Annotated in this window: 17 protein-coding genes and 3 pseudogenes; 8 read left to right on the top strand and 12 right to left on the bottom strand. The window is 38.9% G+C overall.

What is annotated here, in order from left to right:
* Window positions 1–29: 29 nt before the first annotated feature.
* From AACU33_RS37190 to AACU33_RS37155, 8 genes are all read right to left on the bottom strand, one after another.
* Window positions 30–1,145 carry a DUF3800 domain-containing protein gene (locus AACU33_RS37190; protein WP_096595739.1) on the bottom strand — a complete coding sequence of 372 codons (1,116 nt, stop codon included), beginning with the start codon at window positions 1,143–1,145 and terminating at the stop codon, window positions 30–32.
* Between the two features lie 2 nt (window positions 1,146–1,147).
* Window positions 1,148–2,407, bottom strand: a complete 1,260-nt coding sequence (locus AACU33_RS37185) for a hypothetical protein (RefSeq protein WP_096595738.1) — start codon at window positions 2,405–2,407, stop codon at window positions 1,148–1,150.
* A 123-nt stretch (window positions 2,408–2,530) separates the two neighbouring features.
* Window positions 2,531–3,349, bottom strand: coding sequence for a lecithin retinol acyltransferase family protein (locus AACU33_RS37180; RefSeq protein ID WP_221705165.1), 819 nt, complete (start codon window positions 3,347–3,349; stop codon window positions 2,531–2,533).
* 213 nt (window positions 3,350–3,562) lie between these two features.
* Window positions 3,563–4,474, bottom strand: a complete 912-nt coding sequence (locus AACU33_RS37175) for a DUF6262 family protein (RefSeq protein WP_096595737.1) — start codon at window positions 4,472–4,474, stop codon at window positions 3,563–3,565.
* Complete coding sequence (locus AACU33_RS37170; protein ID WP_339376585.1) at window positions 4,464–5,990, bottom strand: tyrosine-type recombinase/integrase; 1,527 nt, start codon at window positions 5,988–5,990, stop codon at window positions 4,464–4,466. The genes AACU33_RS37175 and AACU33_RS37170 overlap by 11 nt, the downstream gene beginning before the upstream one ends.
* The gene (locus AACU33_RS37165; protein ID WP_096595733.1) at window positions 5,966–6,388 is read right to left on the bottom strand and encodes a hypothetical protein; all 423 of its coding nucleotides are present in this window, start codon (window positions 6,386–6,388) and stop codon (window positions 5,966–5,968) included. The genes AACU33_RS37170 and AACU33_RS37165 overlap by 25 nt, the downstream gene beginning before the upstream one ends.
* Window positions 6,389–7,477 (bottom strand): tyrosine-type recombinase/integrase, encoded by a 1,089-nt coding sequence (locus AACU33_RS37160; protein ID WP_096595731.1) that lies wholly within the window; start codon window positions 7,475–7,477, stop codon window positions 6,389–6,391.
* Between the two features lie 188 nt (window positions 7,478–7,665).
* A complete protein-coding gene (locus tag AACU33_RS37155) occupies window positions 7,666–8,160 on the bottom strand; it encodes a hypothetical protein (RefSeq protein WP_339376584.1) in 495 nt (164 codons plus the stop codon).
* Between the two features lie 230 nt (window positions 8,161–8,390).
* Between AACU33_RS37155 and AACU33_RS37150 the strand changes: the two are divergent.
* Window positions 8,391–8,693, top strand: a pseudogene (locus AACU33_RS37150) (hypothetical protein); the annotation flags it as partial.
* Window positions 8,694–8,722: 29 nt separating this feature from the next.
* Here the strand turns inward: AACU33_RS37150 and AACU33_RS37145 are convergent.
* Window positions 8,723–8,995, bottom strand: a pseudogene (locus tag AACU33_RS37145) (IS1 family transposase); the annotation flags it as partial.
* Between the two features lie 167 nt (window positions 8,996–9,162).
* On the opposite strand from AACU33_RS37145, the gene AACU33_RS37140 reads away from it, so the two are divergent.
* Window positions 9,163–10,302, top strand: a complete 1,140-nt coding sequence (locus tag AACU33_RS37140; protein WP_096595559.1) for an ISAs1 family transposase — start codon at window positions 9,163–9,165, stop codon at window positions 10,300–10,302.
* A gap of 258 nt (window positions 10,303–10,560) precedes the next feature.
* Here AACU33_RS37140 and AACU33_RS37135 read toward each other — a convergent pair.
* Window positions 10,561–10,967, bottom strand: a pseudogene (locus AACU33_RS37135) (IS1 family transposase); the annotation flags it as partial.
* A 29-nt stretch (window positions 10,968–10,996) separates the two neighbouring features.
* Here AACU33_RS37135 and AACU33_RS37130 point away from each other — a divergent pair.
* From AACU33_RS37130 to arfB, 4 genes are all read left to right on the top strand, one after another.
* Entirely contained in the window at window positions 10,997–11,221 is a 225-nt protein-coding gene (locus AACU33_RS37130) for a hypothetical protein (protein ID WP_096595727.1), read from the top strand.
* Window positions 11,222–11,232: 11 nt separating this feature from the next.
* Entirely contained in the window at window positions 11,233–11,754 is a 522-nt protein-coding gene (locus tag AACU33_RS37125; protein WP_096595725.1) for a DUF3122 domain-containing protein, read from the top strand.
* Between the two features lie 172 nt (window positions 11,755–11,926).
* On the top strand, window positions 11,927–13,012 hold the full coding sequence (locus AACU33_RS37120; RefSeq protein ID WP_096595850.1) for a tyrosine-type recombinase/integrase: 1,086 nt from the start codon (window positions 11,927–11,929) through the stop codon (window positions 13,010–13,012).
* A gap of 112 nt (window positions 13,013–13,124) precedes the next feature.
* Complete coding sequence (gene arfB / locus AACU33_RS37115) at window positions 13,125–13,538, top strand: alternative ribosome rescue aminoacyl-tRNA hydrolase ArfB (RefSeq protein WP_096595723.1); 414 nt, start codon at window positions 13,125–13,127, stop codon at window positions 13,536–13,538.
* Between the two features lie 319 nt (window positions 13,539–13,857).
* On the opposite strand, the gene AACU33_RS37110 is transcribed toward arfB, so the two are convergent.
* On the bottom strand, window positions 13,858–14,043 hold the full coding sequence (locus tag AACU33_RS37110) for a hypothetical protein (protein WP_096595721.1): 186 nt from the start codon (window positions 14,041–14,043) through the stop codon (window positions 13,858–13,860).
* Between the two features lie 289 nt (window positions 14,044–14,332).
* Here AACU33_RS37110 and AACU33_RS37105 point away from each other — a divergent pair, with 289 nt between their 5' ends.
* Window positions 14,333–15,673, top strand: coding sequence for an NB-ARC domain-containing protein (locus AACU33_RS37105; RefSeq protein ID WP_096595719.1), 1,341 nt, complete (start codon window positions 14,333–14,335; stop codon window positions 15,671–15,673).
* A 24-nt stretch (window positions 15,674–15,697) separates the two neighbouring features.
* On the top strand, window positions 15,698–16,615 hold the full coding sequence (locus AACU33_RS37100) for a tetratricopeptide repeat protein (protein ID WP_096595717.1): 918 nt from the start codon (window positions 15,698–15,700) through the stop codon (window positions 16,613–16,615).
* Between the two features lie 461 nt (window positions 16,616–17,076).
* On the opposite strand, the gene AACU33_RS37095 is transcribed toward AACU33_RS37100, so the two are convergent.
* Window positions 17,077–17,247: a hypothetical protein gene (locus tag AACU33_RS37095; protein WP_339376582.1), complete on the bottom strand. Its 171-nt coding sequence runs from the start codon at window positions 17,245–17,247 to the stop codon at window positions 17,077–17,079.
* Between the last annotated feature and the right edge of the window lie 321 nt (window positions 17,248–17,568).

The raw sequence follows: 17,568 nt of genomic DNA, 5'->3' as shown, positions 1-17,568 counted from the left end.
TATACAACCGTAATTGAACCATTAAACTTTCAAAATGGCGAATAAAATCTTTCTATCGAAGCATCTGAAGCAATTATATTTAACCCTCGACCATCACCCGAATACACACTTTTGAGTAGCTCAATCGTTATGTGATGACAACGCACCTCTTCTACCTGATTAGCTTTAATCTTGTTGAAGTATCTGGTACAGAATCCTGCAAGAATGTCTGCAACTTGGATACCAATGCTTGTATTAGATTTAGTGAATTCCAAACTAGATTTACCTGTGAATTTATAATTAACGTTTTTATCCCACCAAGTTAATTTCTGAAGTATATTAGTTAACTGATTTGTCCTGAGTGTATCTTCATGCACTTTTAGAATCTCGCCAATACGTGCCTGTTCATCATGAATTATTCGTATTTTCATATCATCATCTACAAAACGGTTGATTCGTGCATACATATTGGTAAAAGCACTGGTGTGAGGCAACATTGCGATTATCTCCCCCTTGTTATTTCGGTCAGGTGGAGGTAAAAATCTCTCAAATATGTCTTCATCTAACTCATTGTTTTGCTCTGCTTCTAGCACACCGTTCGTTACAATAAGAGTTACCTGTTTAAGTAAATCGCTATCGATTGGCACTTTGTCAAAAGTAGCCAAAACTTCCTTACGAAACAACTGAGTAAATTGAACAAGTTTTTCTTTTGATGGGAATCGGCAAAACTCACTGAATTCAATCAAAACAACATCATCAAGCTGTTCTGAAATTAAACCCGCTAAATATCTCGCGTAGCCTTGAAACAAAGGATACTTAACGGTTAAAACGTGTAGTAAATAAAATAATACAATATTAACTGCAATAAAATACCTTTTGTCCATCAGTTCGATGAACAAGGGGTAATCTCTTTCCACTAAAGTCTGTACCAATTCTTGAATAAATTTAGGTTTTTTTATGAAGAGACGGGAAGCCTTCAATTCTGACAGATAAACATTATGTTTTCTCTTCAAGTTTTGTACAATTTGTTCTAACTCATCTTCCATAAAAGCACCAACCCCAGCTAGTGCAAAGGATGGTTGCCCTGCAAAAGAGTCTTCAACACCATGTTTGGCAATGGCATCACCTGTGTTACCGCTTTCGTCTAAATAAAACAATAGTTCCATCGCTATAGGTTAAGTGGTTGTAATGGGATAATACAGATAGTTTCTACTTCATGCTGTTGGGCTTCTTTCTGAGAAGCTAATTTAAGCCAGTTTTGAAAGCTCATTCCTAGTTGTTGGATAACTTGCACTTCTACTAAATAAGTTTCAAAGCGATTATAAGTTTCAATTATTTGTTCAATCTTTTCTACAACCTGAAGTAAATCGTAAGAATTATTTTTTTCTTTACCAGTACAATCACGCTCTTCTTTTACAGCTTTCTCTTCTGTTGGAAAAAATGTTTCTACAGTTTTATCTACAACAAATTTTCCAAGCATTATTGGTAGTGGTAGCATAGGAGTTGCAGCAGTGGCAATTACATCTAGCGGTATCATCCCCATCCCATCAAGATGAAATTTGACTAAATTTCTTTCTTGAGCCTCAAGCAATATATATTGGTCATCTAAAATACTATTAAATTCTGGCTCAAGCCATTTACAAATACTAACTAGTCTATTTAGTTCAACAGAACTCTCTAAACTACTCCCTAAACCTAATATTACAAAATTATTACCAATTGTTTTTGGAACAATTTTTGCTATTGGCTGAGATATAAGAAGAGTTTTTACATATTTTTCCACATGACGACGAAGAACTTCATTACCTTCATTCAAGCAATAAATAGCTGAATTAATTTCTTCTAATTCTAAGTAACAACGTGTTCTTGCTATATAGGTTAACGATAAAAATAATATATACTTATCAGTAAAGTTAATATTTTCATTGATTGAAATATCTACATATTGATTATAAGTATGTTGAGCTTCTAAAAATCTATTAATAGCTGATGTAGCCATACTTCTGCGATTTTCGGGATGAAGCATTGTAGTAGCATCACGAGCTAGATCAAGAGCAGTAGTAAAATTAGCATGAACAGAAATATTAAAATTACGGTGTAAATTATTTATGTTTGCTTGAATTTGATTTAAATCCTCTTCAAGACATTGCTCAATTTGTTTTAAACGTTTCAGTATCAAAGCAAATCCTATTACCGACACGCCTAAATTAAGTATTGATACACCTAAATTAACAAGACTAGCAACTGAGCCAGCTTGGGTAAGTAATGTTGATGCTTGTGAAATGTCAGGTACTGTTTCACGTAACATAGCAATGATGTGTTTTGTTTTTGCATCACGAATAACTCCTCCAATTCGTACATATTCTTGGCTTTCTAAACCTTGTACTATCCAATCGGGAATTTCAAATGTAGTCTGAAGTTCTATCATATTTTTTTGAATCTTTACTTGAAAAATCCACCTGTTAGCTAGGTGGATTTAATAGTTGCAAGTAGTATTTAAACTACAAAGTGCAGATTGGTCTAGCTCACTTCGCTTAACAGTAGTAAATTATTATTCTGATATCCATTTCCAGAGTTTGTAAGCACCAAAGCCTACAGCCGCAGCCGCAGCCGCAGGTGCTGCAACCGTAATAGCAACACCTGCTACCATTCCACCTCCAACTGTCGCCCCAACTGCTGCTAATCCAGAAGTTATTCCAGCCGCGCTCAAACCAGCAACACTTCCAGCAGCAGCGACTGTACCAACGGCTCCAGCAGTACCAGCTAAAGCACCTACAGTTGTCATGGTTCTTCCAACAGCACGAGCTTCACGTTCATCATCTGGAAGGTTTTCATCATCTGTTAAAACCTGATCCATAGCTATTTTTGTGATAGCAGCAGGAGCTAAACCAAGCGCACCAATGCCTGCAACTGCACCACCTCCAACAACTCCGCCTACGGTAGCCAGACCTGACATAATCCCTGCTCCACTTAACCCGGCAGCTGCTCCAGCAGCACTAACAACACCGAGACTACCTGCAACTGCTGCTCCACTTCCAGATGCTCCCACTCCAACTGCTCCTACATTTCTTACTTGCTCGCTTGCGTGTATACCTGTTTTGCACCATGTAGCAAAGTGTTCGCAATTATTATCAAATAGGTCGTAAGCATTTTCCCCTAATCTGCTTTCAGCACGCCAAACTACAGTATCTGGTGTATCACATTGACCATACTCTTTTACAAAAACTGTCATTCCTGATGCAAAGTCAGCCCAAGAAATACGAGAAATATTTCCTTGACTTTTGGTGTAGTGAATGACTGTACCATCACCACAGTCAATACCATGATGGCTGTAAGCACCGCAATTGTAGTAAACGTGATCTCCCCGCATACCGTATTTCTCTTTAATACTAGATTTAATTAATGGCAGCAGAATTAGAAGCTGATTAAGATATTTGTGGCATAAACTTTTTCTGAATATCTACAGTATTTAAACTGAGTTATTTTAAAGTTTGTCTATAGGAGAACTATATTCCTATCGTAGATACACTAGTGCTGGGAAAATCCTGATACTTTCATTAAGCTTTTGATGTTAGTTAATTTGCTATCTAATTTCTTCTATAGGATACTTGATTAGCATTTCTGGGAATGGTATCCACTGTTCATGATTTGTGTAAAGTAAAATCCCATTTTTACTGCTTTGGCTGGCAAGAACTAAACCTTTTTTTCGTGCTAATTCATACCACTCATTGAAAACGTCGAGTTCCACTTTTTGTACATACTCTTCATTAGGTATCCAAGTATTTTTAATGGCTTCCACTAAGAAACCAGAGGGATTACGTACCTCGGTGTTTGTTAGGGCTTCCTTAAGTGCATCAATAGCCTTTAGCACTAATTCTTCTGGTGCTGAGTTAATTAATTTCGACAAGGTTGAATTTATCCTAACCCCCAATTCGTCTAGCTCAAATTGAATTTTGTTATTTATACTTAGGCGTTTTGACCTTTTCTTATCTAGGGATGACACTTTTAAATCATCAACTGTTTGCAACTGAGCAGAAGCAATTGTGCGGTCGGACTCTTCTAACTTCTCCTTAAGTTTTAAATTTTCAGCCTTGAGAGCTTCTACCTGTTGTTTTAAATCTGTAACCTGCATAGCTATTCCCTGAACGACCTCAATATGGTCGCGTAACCCCCTATTCTCAGCTTCCAGCTTCTTTATTCGCTCCTTTAAAGTCTTCGCAACAGCTTTTTGGGAATCTTCAGATACTTTCTGCGTTTGTGGCAATCCTTTAATGGGAAATTGTTGCTTTCTTAGCTGGTCAATGCGTTGTTTAATTTCATCATATTTATAAAGGTAGGCAACTGATACTCCTGCTGCTTTAGCTACCGATTGAAAAGTAATTTTTTCTCCTGCCTTGACCAACCTGTTTATTGCCTCATCAGTTCGCTTTAAAGTTTCTTGACTTCTCTGTTCAGCACTTTGACGCAAACCATCTATATTTCTTTCATGCCTCATGGTTAATCTCCAAGGTTGCAATAATGCGCTCCAAATTTTCTTGAACTGGTAAATTTTCTTTAAGAATCTCCTTAGCTCTCTTACTGCCTTGATTTTGCTGCGCCCATTCAACTATTTTGTTAGTGCGTTCTAAATGCTCTTGGTGTTTGTCTAAATATCTAATATCAGTCTTGAAATGAGTACAACTTAAACATTTGTTAGCTCCATAAGGACAAGCACCCTGGACTACAGGTAAGCTGCAAAGACCATTAGGCAACGCCTGGGCTAGTATATTCTGCTTCATCCATTGCTCATCAATATTGTCTAGATTTGACCCGAAAGCCATCTCTGCAATGACGCTTTCTGTTTGAACAATCTTGCCAGTAATATCCACCATCCTACCCTGATATTTAGCAAATTCCGCTTTAAGGGTTTGGTCGTGGATGTGGGCATAACGTAACGTCATTTCTAATGATGTATGCCCAAGGTAACGCTGCACAATATGTATCGGAACCCCATTATTAATCATGCGCGTCCCTACTGTATGACGAAATTGGTGAGAGTGAAATTGATAAATATCTCCTGATTCATCACAGATATTCTTCTCGTAAGCCAGCTTTTTTAAAGCATAATTAAAATTACTACCACTCATTGGTTCTCCCTTACCCCAAGGCTTAGGAGTAGGAAAAAGATATGGAAAACCTTGACCCCATTGACTAATAATAAATTCCTGCTGTTCTTGAATAACTGCTGCTAATTCCTTACTGACAGGAATACTATCTTGCTTTTTCATTTTGTATTGATAGTGAATTAAAAACCAATCTCCCTGAGAATCCTGTTTAATACAGTCCCAAGGTAGACAGCAAACTTCACTAATCCGTCTTCCCGTTTCTTCTAAAATCAACACCATCCTCATAATGTAAGGTGGTAAGGCATCTAGATGTTGATTCAATTGTTCGATGACATAAGAAGAAATATATTTAGGTAAATGTTCAGTAGTTTTGGGATAATCACTAGGATAAATTAAACTTTTTTCTGTTACATTAACCCATCCTTCTCTTGTAGATAGCTCTAAAAATTCCTTTAAAGCACCAATTGAACCTTGTCTATATGAACTGGTTAAATCCAAAGATGCTAAGTCACTTAAATATTCAACAATCAATGAACGATTAATATCTTCGGGACGAATTTCTGTAGCTAATTTATTAATAAATTCAGAAAAATGGCTGAGGTACTTAAGTTTATTACGGCAAGTTCCTCCTGCTTGAATAGCAAGACAATAGCGAATATAAGATTTAGTCGCTTGGCGCAACCAAGGCTGCAAAATTAACGTAAAGTTTAGGTGGTGGTCTCTTGCTGATTTGACAAGCTTTACCCCTAACTTTCGCATATCCCAAATATCTTTCTCATACTCAGAACGTTCATCGTAAGCTTCCTGCAAAGTTTCATATATTGTTCTGAGGGTAGATATCCGATAGTCACATTTTGGACTAAATCGAATTTCACCTTCAGCTATATATTTTCTTTTTTTGTACATAACTTTCCTTGAGATACTACATATGACCGAAAAGAAAGCTCCCATTGTGTTAGGCTTTTTTCCATAAAGGAAGTAGTATTAGGAGCTACTTGGTTTATCCATTCAGTAATCCAGCGAATATGGATATGAACCTGTCGCCAAAGAGTCATTGGCGATAGTTCCTGTTTTTCCAATCTCTGCCATAGAACATATTTAATTTCTGTATTAATTGATTTAGATTTGCCGTTAAACTGTATTTCCTTGATTCCAATAGTTTTGCCATTGTTACCTTTCCAGATAACATCTTTAGCTAAAGGACATTCGGTTCTATTCCATACGTCTTTTGCCCAAAATCCTACTAGTTGAGTCTCCAAATCTTTTTGTTTTGATTCTGACCAGCAGATGTGAAGAGGTTCCATTTATTTATCTCGTTGCTGCAAATATTCTTGATAAGCTTCTTTGAGATCGTTATCTGTCAAGTGAGTGTAGGTATTGATAGTAGTTTGGACGCTGGCATGACCTAACCGCTTCTGAACGTGAGCCATGTCCCAACCTTGGCGGATTAATTCTGTAGCATGGGTATGCCGAAATATGTGTGGGCTGGTTTTAATCCCCGTTTTCTTTTCTAAGCGACGAAATAAAGCCGCAACACTTGAGTAAGTTAAAGCATTTCCTGTTTCACCTTCCCAAATATTAATAAATACATAATCTGACTCCAAATCCTCTGGATACTCGTAAATTAAGTAATCGGAATAAAGAGTCATTAGTTCTTTGGAAACGTGAACTACATAAGAGTTTTTAGATTTAGCTCTTACACCATTAACATTGTTTGTTCTTGGGACAATATAAATCTCGTTATCCCATGAACGAACATCTTCATGACGTAGCCCTAAAGCTTGTCCAATTCTCATTCCACTCTCATAAAGCAAGGAAATCAAAAACTTATCTCGTCTACAATTACAAGCTGAAATTAGCTCTCTTACTTGCTTACCTGTTAAAATCTCCGGTGGTATGCGAGGTTCTTTTAATTTGATGAGACTTTTTTTTACTGGTTTGCCCTTTGTAATGTGGTGTAAAAATGGCTTATATGAACGACTTCCAGAGTAAAACTGCTGACCGTAAACTTTCAGTTCTTCTACATTTCCCATCCGGTAGTGAAAATCGTAGAAGTTACAAACGGCAGAAAGGATAGTGTTAACAGTACGCTCAGTTCGTTTGGCTTCTTGGGTTTGAATAGAAATAACCTTTGGTTCTGGACTACGCAACCAGTGAATAAAATCTGCTAGCTTTTCTAAACTGATATCCTTCCAATCAATTTTGGAATCCCTCAAAAATTCCCAGAACAGCTTTAAGTGACCTGCGTAAGCATGAACTGTGTTGGGAGAACGTTCAATGCTTTCTAGGTACTGCAAATAGCTCTGAATGGGTTGAATTGATAGATAGTTGTCATCCAGCACCAACCACGTCACTCTGTCAGTATCGGGGATGCGAACCCTTTGAACCTTCATTTACTTGGTTTATTTAATTTACGTTGTAGAATAGCAATATATTAAAATTATACGACGTACAGAATGACTAGTCAACATTGTTGTTGTTTACGTGGTAGAAATAAATAAATTAGCTAAATATAAGCCCTAAGTGCGGTTGGATGGATGATAGCGTGTAGCGCGATCGCTCTACTAAATCTGCTGGACTTTTATTTTTGATTAAACAGTGCGGATTCTACTAAATCTGCACCTAGCGAGTAACAACGAATGCGAACATTCTCTGGCACTTTCAATAAAGCTATATTGTGGGGATATGTAAATCCTTCTTTGAAATCAATGCAACTTTTCACAATTGTCCATGAATCTGCAATAGCTGTAGGTAAATGTTTATCAAATCCGTGATTTGTAGAATCTTTATACTCCTGTTGTAGTTTCTTTAAAGATGTTAAAAACCGCGTCTTTTGTTGGGCGTGAGCTTTGCGGAGTTCACAAGTTTCACGAGCTGCATCCAATGTTTCTTCCTCGCCCCAAGCTGTCACCTCTTTTACATCTGCAAGACATTCATTTAGCTTGATTCTTGTAGGCTGTGAGTCGCCATCTAAATTAGGGTTTGCTGCCCAAGTCGGAATTGTACCGCAAATAAGTATGGTAATTAGTAAAGCTAATAATCCAAAAATCACATTCTTATAAAAAATTTTCATCATAATTTTGCTGGAAAAAATTAATTTTATTAATGTTTTTGTTACATAATATCTCATTGCGGATGTGCTTAATAAAGTGTTCGGAAAGTAAACTCACCTGAGTGCTATTCGTGCCATCGCTCTTGCCTCATCGCTTTAGTTTCCTCTCTGCGAGACACTACGTGAACGCTTGTATTGGGTGAGGGCGATCGCTTTCATCCTAAAATCAGTTTATTGCTATCAAAATTGATATCATGGCTGACCACAAGACTCCACCAAGCGAAATGATTCGCGTGCCTACTGCTCTAATTCCAGCAGTCAGAGAACTATCAAAACTACATCGGCAAGGTCATACAATTGCATTGCTGCAAGCCTTAGAGGAATTGATAGCTCAGTTTGATAGCAATATTGATATCGATATTACCCCTAGTAGTTTTGCAGTTAAGCAGCTAGAAAAGAAGCTGGAAACCAAACTAGAAGCGATTACTAAGAAGTTGGAGCAGATGGAGAGAGCGATGGCCTCTGGTAGATACAACACTAGAGCAAAAAGACAAGCTGGCGTTGCTGAATAGAGAGATGAATTTATTTATGTAGGTACAATTTGATACTTCAAATAATGAAGTAATAATTTAATTGAGTGTCTCAGCATTTGTTCTGATTTGGAATAGCATAAAGTTTTTCTGTGAAGACGTGCAAGATAATGACGTAATCGGGTATTTTCATTTTCCACTCGCGTCATATATGTTTTACTCACAATTTGGTCTCCATCAGGTATAAAATTGGGATAAACCTTCCAGCCATCGGTCACATAAAAATAGCTTTTCCACTGTTCAACAATTTCCCATAATGGCTCAAAGGTGCAGGGCAAACGCATCTAAATATAGTACAAGAATACTAAAAAAGGGCTAAAAGCAGGAAAATCTAGCGGCAAAGTTCCGTCTTAGTCGGTGGTATGGAGGATAACTAAAGCGACTAGGATGGTAAAGTGATGGATGGTCAAATGTAGAATCAAGTACCTAAAAAAGCGTGAAGCTCAAGCCCAAAATTACAATTGCTGACCACTTTGCACAGATGGAAGATCCAAGAGTAGATCGCACAAAACGGCACAAGTTAATTGATATTCTTACCATTGCCATCTGTGCAGTAATTTGTGGAGCAGATAGTTGGGTGGCAATTGAACTATATGGCTGCACGAAATATGAATGGTTAAAAACGTTTTTGGAGTTACCAAACGGGATACCATCACACGATACATTTGCAAGGGTATTTGCTCAATTAGATACCCAAAAATTCCAAGAATGTTTTCTGTCATGGATGAGAACAATACAAAAGATAACGTCAGCGGAAATAGTAGCAATTGACGGTAAGACTCTATGTGGTTCTAATGATAAAGCATCTGGGCAAAGTGCGATTGAAATAGTTAGTGCCTGGGCAACGACAAATAGAATGGTGTTAGGTCAAGTAAAAGTAGATTCTCATTCCAATGAAATTACAGCAATCCCAGAGTTGTTAAAGGTGCTAGAACTGTCTGGGTGTATTGTGACAATAGATGCAATAGGCTGTCAAAAAAATATTGTAAAGTTAATTGCCCAGCAAGATGCAGACTACGTAATTACCTTAAAAAAGAATCAAGGAAATCTTGCTAATGAAGTAGAAGAACTGATTGCTGAAGGAATAAGAACAGGCTTCCAAGGATTAAAGCATAGCACGTATAAAACAGAAGAAGTTAGTCATGGTCGTCACGAAATTCGTCATTATCTAATGATATCTAATATCGGAAATAAGCTTGACCCAGATTCAGTTTGGGCAAAATTAAATAGCATAGGCATGGTGGAGTCTGTACGGGAATTAGATGGCGAGACAACTGTAGAAACCCGTTATTTTATTAGTAGCCTGGAAGATAACGCCCAAAAGTTTGCTAATTCTATTCGCAGCCATTGGGGAATTGAAAATTCACTACATTGGGTATTGGATGTAGCATTAAACGAAGATAATTGCCGCATAAGAAAAGATAACGCACCACAAAATTTTGCAGTTCTGCGCCACATTGCAGTGAATCTATTAGGTAAAGAGAAACGGGTGAAGGTAGGAGTAAAAAACAAACAATTTCTAGCTGCAATGGATAATCAATATTTAACTAGATTACTTTCCTTAGCTTCAAGCTGATTTTATAGGACATTGAATCAGGCTATAACTAATTTTCTATTCAGGTCGCAGTTATTAAGTCATCTTGTTCACTTACTGCTAATTGTTGATTTAAAATCATATCTTCAGGGCAAATATTAAATTTTAAATATCTAAGGTTATCCTTTGATTTGTATTCAATATTTATCTCAGAAAACTGTCTTTATTCTAGATATTTGAATTTGCTTTCCAATTCTTATTAGCAATTAAGATGCGTTCGCCCTGCTCAAAGGTGTCAGCACTATGGTCTCCTAAAACCCAGGCTAAAATGCCTTGAGTAAAGTGATTTACTGCTGTCCACAGCCAGATTTTGTTTTTTTTGAACCTATGAATGTCTCTAATTCATCTAGTTCTCCAACTTCTGGTACGATATCTTCTTTCGGAACGTCTGGCAACTTTTCTCCTAGTTGTTTGACCCAATAAATGATCGTAGTATGATGTACACCTTTAACCCGTTCAATACCACGAAAACCCATACCATTAAGATACATTTTTAAACATTCTTCTTTGAGCTCCTCTGAGTATCCTTTTGGCGGATCGTACACATCAATAAATTGGCGATCGCATGATACGCAAATGTAATTTTGTTTACCTTTTCGCTTTCCGTTCTTACGAATTTTCGTAGTTCCGCAGTATGGACATTGCACAGTAGATGACCTCAATTCATCTCTCTATTATGCAACGCCGACAAGCTTATTCATACCATCAACCCCAAGTTGAACTGCAACCCAGAACCAACGAAAACCTTGCCGCAAGACTCGCTGTTAGTCCTCAAAGTTTAATTGCAGAAAGGGAAACCAAAACTGCCCAAGAATTTATCAACTGGACTCGTAACCGCGACCCCATGAGTACGGGATGGAAATTTTCTCAAAAAGATGGTCTTTATCACCCAGTCAAATAAGTATTGAGTGTATGTGTCAACAAAAGCGAAAATTTTGGCAATATTTTTGGCGTTGCGCCCTGGTAATCATTCTAGTGTTAACTTTTGCTGGATGGGGTGTGGAGCCAGCACAGGCGCTGCTGCGTCAACATCACGATTCACCTAGCGTTTTGCGCTACCACTCGCAAGTATCCATCAAAGATGAATTTGGATATGCTTGGCAAGTGCTGCTGTTCAAACAAAATTACAACAATCCAGTTAAAGACTTAAGGTTACGCTTGGTAGGGTTTCCTGGTGTGGTTGAAATTGCTCACCCCCAACCATTAGAAATTGAAACAGCAGGTGGAAAATTGCTGTTGGCGTCAGATGCTTATGCTGTAACTGCACCCGCTTCCAATGTGGGTGAATATCAATTAACTGATGTCTTAGCCAAACTGCCAACCATCGATGCGCTCAAACTTCATGTGCCAGTAGAGAGTGGAAAGCCATTGGTTCTAAATATCCCCAACTCTGTAGTAACCGAGTGGCAATGGCTAGTAACAGAGATTGATTAAGCCCTGTAACATCTTGAACTCAAAAAACCCCAAAGCCGGGGCGGACTTTGACCACAAATACAGTTGGGGGCAATGCCGGCATATCCACGCTTGCATTGTAGAATATAAAAGCTTCCTGAAACTGCACTTCCAGGAAGCTATATGTTTATGGTCGAGTAAATATTTTTCTGATATGTCAGTCGAAGGTATCGAGGTTAGCTCCGTAGAAATTCTCTCGAGCGACCAGCACATAAGTGTAACTCAGAATACTAAGCAACAAGTTACTCCGGAGCTGGTTAGCGAGGTTATTAGGCAGTATTATTACCGCACTCCTGCTGTGGGTAGTGATGAGGAGTTAATCGTGGCTTGGGCGGGTAGTCAGAACCGCGAGCAAACTAAGCGGAAATACTATCATTTTGGTCAAAAATTACTCGATTGGGTACGCAATGAAGGTATACCTGATTTAAGATTAATCCAGCAACCAAAGTTACTTGAATTTATTGCCTCTTGGGGTGAGGTTTCCCCTTATACTAAATCTAACCAAGTATTGATGTTGCGTTCGCTCTGGAGTTACGGGAGTGGAGAAAATGTTGGCTATTTCCTGAGGAATATTGCAAGTACTATAAATTACGACAATTTCAGTGAGTTACCGAAGGCAGAGCGGTATTTAGAAGATTGGGAGATGGCGAAACTTGCCCAAGCAGCCAAGCAGTTGGGAGGGAAGCACTGGCTAGTTTTTAGTTTGCTTTTTTATAGTGGGATGCGGGTTGGTGAAGTTGGTCGTGTAACTGTTCCAGGTGATGAACCAGGGAAACCCAAAGAAGATTATCCGGGTTTATATTGGCACAACTTTCAATGGCAATTTGACCCAACACCGGAGGATAGGCAAAGGGGGTATTACACAATTAAGTTTCGAGGGAAGGGTGGGAAGTACCGGGAGATTGGGTTAGACCACGAGACATCATCGCAGTTTAAAAAGTACCGGGGGATGGCTAGTGACAAGATGCCAGTTTTCCCGAATATGTCACCTGACCCAAAAAAAAGGGGCTTGCCGTTGAGCGATCGCGCAATTAAACGGTTGATTCAAGATATATCTGAAGTGGCCAAAATAGAATTTTCTTGTCACTGGCTAAGGCACTCTCATGCAACCAGGGCGGTGCATTATAAGAATGTTTTTGAGGTGCAAAACCAGTTGGGGCATAGTAAAACCGATACAACAAAGGCTTATGTCCGCACGAAGAAAAACGCGGGCACGGGTACAGTGCTGCCAAGGTTTTAAAGAAGCGATCGCTTCATGCTATTGCTGCTTGGTAAAATCCACGGTTGCCCTAAAACTGTAGTGCCCACCATAGGCGATCGCTTGCGCCATCGCGCTACGCTATATATAAGGTATGCTGCAAATTTCTCAAAAAATTCTCATCCCAGATAGCGAACTCGAAATTAGCGCGATTCGCTCACAAGGAGCAGGTGGTCAAAACGTCAACAAGGTTGCTACCGCCATCCACTTACGCTTTGACATTGAAGCTTCATCATTACCCGCTTTTTATAAAGAGCAGCTGTTGAAGCTAAACGATAGACGCATTACCCAAGAGGGAGTAATTGTCATCAAAGCCCAAGAACACCGCAGCCAAGAGCAGAACCGGGAAGAGGCTTTAGAACGACTTAAAGAACTTATTAAAAGCGCAGTTGTATTCAAGAGAAAACGCAAATCTACTAAGCCAACGCGCAGTTCGCAAAAAAAACGCCTTGATAGTAAAACCAAGCGTGGACAGATTAAATCTAGTAGAAGGCAAGTCATTGATTAAAATGCGATCGCCTAGCTTGTATGAATTTGCTTAAGCTTTTGTACTGCTAGTACCTGTGCAATTGGTGCAGCAGACTTTGGGCCACACATCTTTGCATACTACCAGTCGCTATGGCCACGCCAAGCAAGTGCGATTCTTCAGGTCTTTACTTGCCGGGGTAGTTCTGGGGGAAAGGCGAAGGGGCGAGCGCTAAAATAATTGTATACTATTACACAAATTTTGTACGATGTCTTCCAAAGAATTTGGGGGTTCTTCGTTGTATACAAAGAAAAAATCGTACCTTCTCAAGAAAAGAAGGTACGACCTGTAATTAATCCGACTATTTTTGTTTACGAGGCTCTCGTAAGACCTGAATCAGGGTGGTAACTGCTCGAATTAAAGCAGCGGTTGCCAAGATCAATCCAGGTGCATTGACCCAACACTGAGGTAACGTAGCAGGGTCAACAGGTACAGTTGTTATGATGGGTACATCAGTGTGGATGAAGGGCTGTTGTTGGGGTTTCATCAAAGTCGTCCTTAAACAAGCTATTTGGTTGAACAAAGGAGACGTTCGGTTAGTGCTGGCGTTCGTCTCATATCTCTAGAATCCCCGATGCACCTAGATTTCAACGTTCTAGTTTTGGCTTATCTTTGTGACTACTTCTAAAGTGAACCAAAATTGAGCCGAATAGAAGCCAAGCGTTGGCTAAACGTGGCATATCAGTTAAATTGTGCAAAGCTAGCGAATGCGTTTATAAAACCGCAAGGAAAGAGTTTTTGTTGGAATATATACTTGTATTTAAATATGCTTAAGTATGGCAATTTCTCTTAGAGCATCTAAACAAGGTCTAAAAATTGTTGATCAAGCGAGAAGAAAGAAAGGATGGGCAGCAACATCTGTTACTTGGTGTGAGGCTGCCCAAACTACAGAATCAACCTTAAAGCGGTTTAGGAGGGGGGAGCCAATTGACCGAGATGTATTTGTTGCTATCTGTGATGCTGTAGGAATAAAAAATTGGGAAGAAATTGTTGATGACACCCCAAGAAGTCAAAAACCAACCAATAATTTTCGAGAAGCAAAAGTCAATGACTTAGAAAAAAAGACACAGCATCGTGGATTGTATATACCTAATGCTCGCTGCCAAACAGTGTGGGGACGCGAGCGACTAATTGAAAGAGTGCTTAGTCAGTTAACTGATTCCCTGGAATTGCCTATTCTTTCCTTAAATGGCGTTGCAGGATATGGTAAGACTGAAGCTGCTAGTCAAATTGCTAAAGCAGCACTCGCAAAAAATGTATTTACTGATGTGCTGTGGGTTCAAGCTAGGGAGAGTGAGCTAGTTGAAAATCGTATTACAAATGAATCTGAGACTCTTGATTGGGATCAGTTTCTTTACGAAATATCTCGGCAATTAGATTGTCCTCCAGAACGAGAACAGGTAATCAGATGTCTTAGAAAAGAAAAACTACTAGTTGTTTTGGATAATGCTGAAACGGCAGATATAGAAGATATTCTTTCTAAGCTTGTCCGGATGCTAAACCCCAGTCGGGCACTTTTAACCAGCCGTCTCAAGAGCAGTCCTTCATTTGTCAAACCAATTGAATGTCCAGGACTAGAAGAAGAATGGTCACGCAAATTGTTATTTGAGGCAGCAGAGTGTAAAAACATACTAGCCCTGTTACAGGCGGATGATGAACAGCTACATCGTGTGCATGAGTTATCCTGTGGTGCCCCACTAGCACTGCATTTTGTTATTGGACGTGTTTGTGACGATCAAGCGTTAGAGCCAGTTCTATCAGCCTTAGAGAAAGCTGACGGAGAAGTTGAAGTATTTTATCGATTTACCCTAGAAACAGCATGGCAGCGAATTAGTGATGCAGCCAAAAAAGTACTGCATTATATGGGTCGGGTAGACGCAGGTGTTCCTCTAGAAGAATTATGCGGTACTTTGGAGCTATCAGATTCAGATGGAAGAGCTGCACGGACTCAACTAGAGAGATGGTCTTTAATTTTACACGCACAAGACGTTAAGGGTAATCAAAGATATGATTTACATCCGTGGGTGAGGAGAAGTATACGTAGTGGATTATTAGAGAAATGGCAACCATCACTTGAAGAATTAGAACAAATAACTAGGTGGAAGTTTGGTATATAAAAAGTTACGAAATAGAAAGTAATTATGAATACAACTGACTTACTCGTATCTGAAGAAAGGTTAAATCTACCTAGTCTTCTAAAAAGCTATCAAGAGTTTTGTTTATTACGTAATTCTCAAAGCGTTCGTGCTTTTAATAAGTTGAAGGAAATATGGGAATGTATAAGTACAGAATTGTGGTACAAGGGATATTGGAATGACTATGTAAAATGTGGAACTATTGTTCTTAGTTGTGCTAAAGCTCTAGATAATATTTCAGCACAAGGACAACTCTTAAATGAGCTAGGATGGGCTTATATGGAACAAGAAAAATTTGATAAAGCCCGACAGCAATTTGATGAGTCACTACAGAAATTCCAATTAATTAAAAATCCTGTAGGCGAATGCCAGTCACTACGATATTTAGGAACTTTATTACTTCGCCAAAAACACTTAGAATCTGCCTTAAAGTGCTATTGCCAAGCTTTAGAAATTGTAGTTATTGAACAAACTAAAGTTCATAAAGACAAGGCTTTGGCAGCTCAAGAAGCGGAACTACGTAATGTGCTTGGTAATCTCTACTTCAAGCTCCAAAACTTCCATGCAAGTTATGATGAACTTCATAAGTCTTTAACTCAGTATCGTGAACTATATAGTGAATGGGGTTCTCCATATTTGTATTATCAAGCAGCCCCATTGCTGAACTTAGGTCGATTATACTTTCTTCAAAAGGATTATGAAAATGCTAGAAAATATTATGCTGAATGCCATCAACTCTGTAACGAAATTAATCGCACTGATATGAAAGCTGGTGTACTACTTCGACTAGCAGAGTTAGCTAGGGCAGAAGGTAATGAGGAGGACGCTGAACAATTGGCTAAAGAAGCAGAGGAAGTTTCTGGAAAGGAATTTCCTGCCCTTCGGAATCAGGCTATTCGTTTTAGGTATAAAGTTGAGAGTTAAGAGAAAAGTCTATAAAATTAGTTTTCATGCAGTTATTTAAATGTCTCTTCTGTCATGTCATTTTAGAGATAAGTTCAACTGTTGTAGTGTGGTAATATAATGCTACTGTCAGTTTGACAAAAGCAAACTTTGCTTTTGCATTATCGCAAGTATCTGGTATTAGAGAAACCAACAGTCAATACAGTCGGTAGCAAAATCTGTCCTAGTCTGGTATTTGGGATAGTCTCTACGTTTGCACTCAAAGTTACCTTAATCAGCAGTTGCTCAGGATGATTGGTTCAAACACTAAGCGCGAAGAACTGAAGTTGTGATTAAGTCTGACTCTGTGATCGCTTCATAACGGCAAAAGTTGATCGCACTTTGTACAGCATTGACAATGCCCCATGCTAAGACTGTACGTTACATACAAAAAAGGTGAGCAATGCCCACCTTTGAAGTTTAATTATGTGCGTAAAGCACAGTTAAGGATGGAAATATTGCCAAAGCTTTAGCAGTGTTAGCAGCAAGGAAAAGATTGCTGCGATCGCAGTTGCAATTGGCTGCCAGAATCTGCATTTCTGACGAAACCACCAAAGCAGTGAACCTCTGCGTTTTTTGGGCGGTTTAGGAAATTTATGTTTCTCTATTGACATGGCTATATCATGTAAGTGAGTTTAATTGATTGGCCTGGAAGAGATTCCGGGCTTTTTTCTGTGAATAGAAACTGCAAAAGCAAAAGCCCCAGATCAAGACAGCCTGGGGCGATCGCATTGAATGCGGTCTTATTGCTTTTGGTGATATTGACGGAACGTTGCACTTTATTTAACCTCCTTGGGTTTAATCTAGGAGGCTGCCTTGAAGAGAGCGTTTGCAACAATTCCGGTAGCTAAAAGCTTGACTTTATACTGCTTTGTTTAACCGGGCATCCGTGTATACAACTCAAATCACAAATTGCAACAGCAAAATGCGATCAG

It is taken from the genome of Calothrix sp. NIES-2098 (genome assembly GCF_963875125.1).
In the GTDB taxonomy this organism is placed as follows: Bacteria; Cyanobacteriota; Cyanobacteriia; order Cyanobacteriales; family Nostocaceae; genus Aulosira.
Note: the sequence above shows the minus strand (reverse complement) of the source record. Positions and strands in the feature narration are given on the sequence as shown.

Excerpts from the sequence above, each read along its gene's own strand:
- arfB (WP_096595723.1), top strand. The coding sequence starts at position 13,125 with ATGCTGCAAATTTCTCAAAAAATTCTCATCCCAGATAGCGAACTCGAA.
- AACU33_RS37125 (WP_096595725.1), top strand. The coding sequence starts at position 11,233 with ATGTGTCAACAAAAGCGAAAATTTTGGCAATATTTTTGGCGTTGCGCC.
- AACU33_RS37165 (WP_096595733.1), bottom strand. The coding sequence starts at position 6,388 with ATGGAACCTCTTCACATCTGCTGGTCAGAATCAAAACAAAAAGATTTG.
- AACU33_RS37160 (WP_096595731.1), bottom strand. The coding sequence starts at position 7,477 with ATGAAGGTTCAAAGGGTTCGCATCCCCGATACTGACAGAGTGACGTGG.
- AACU33_RS37130 (WP_096595727.1), top strand. The coding sequence starts at position 10,997 with ATGCAACGCCGACAAGCTTATTCATACCATCAACCCCAAGTTGAACTG.
- AACU33_RS37190 (WP_096595739.1), bottom strand. The coding sequence starts at position 1,145 with ATGGAACTATTGTTTTATTTAGACGAAAGCGGTAACACAGGTGATGCC.
- AACU33_RS37110 (WP_096595721.1), bottom strand. The coding sequence starts at position 14,043 with ATGAAACCCCAACAACAGCCCTTCATCCACACTGATGTACCCATCATA.
- AACU33_RS37170 (WP_339376585.1), bottom strand. The coding sequence starts at position 5,990 with ATGTACAAAAAAAGAAAATATATAGCTGAAGGTGAAATTCGATTTAGT.
- AACU33_RS37120 (WP_096595850.1), top strand. The coding sequence starts at position 11,927 with ATGTCAGTCGAAGGTATCGAGGTTAGCTCCGTAGAAATTCTCTCGAGC.
- AACU33_RS37095 (WP_339376582.1), bottom strand. The coding sequence starts at position 17,247 with ATGTCAATAGAGAAACATAAATTTCCTAAACCGCCCAAAAAACGCAGA.
- AACU33_RS37100 (WP_096595717.1), top strand. The coding sequence starts at position 15,698 with ATGAATACAACTGACTTACTCGTATCTGAAGAAAGGTTAAATCTACCT.
- AACU33_RS37105 (WP_096595719.1), top strand. The coding sequence starts at position 14,333 with ATGGCAATTTCTCTTAGAGCATCTAAACAAGGTCTAAAAATTGTTGAT.
- AACU33_RS37180 (WP_221705165.1), bottom strand. The coding sequence starts at position 3,349 with ATGCGGGGAGATCACGTTTACTACAATTGCGGTGCTTACAGCCATCAT.
- AACU33_RS37175 (WP_096595737.1), bottom strand. The coding sequence starts at position 4,474 with ATGAGGCATGAAAGAAATATAGATGGTTTGCGTCAAAGTGCTGAACAG.
- AACU33_RS37155 (WP_339376584.1), bottom strand. The coding sequence starts at position 8,160 with ATGATGAAAATTTTTTATAAGAATGTGATTTTTGGATTATTAGCTTTA.
- AACU33_RS37185 (WP_096595738.1), bottom strand. The coding sequence starts at position 2,407 with ATGATAGAACTTCAGACTACATTTGAAATTCCCGATTGGATAGTACAA.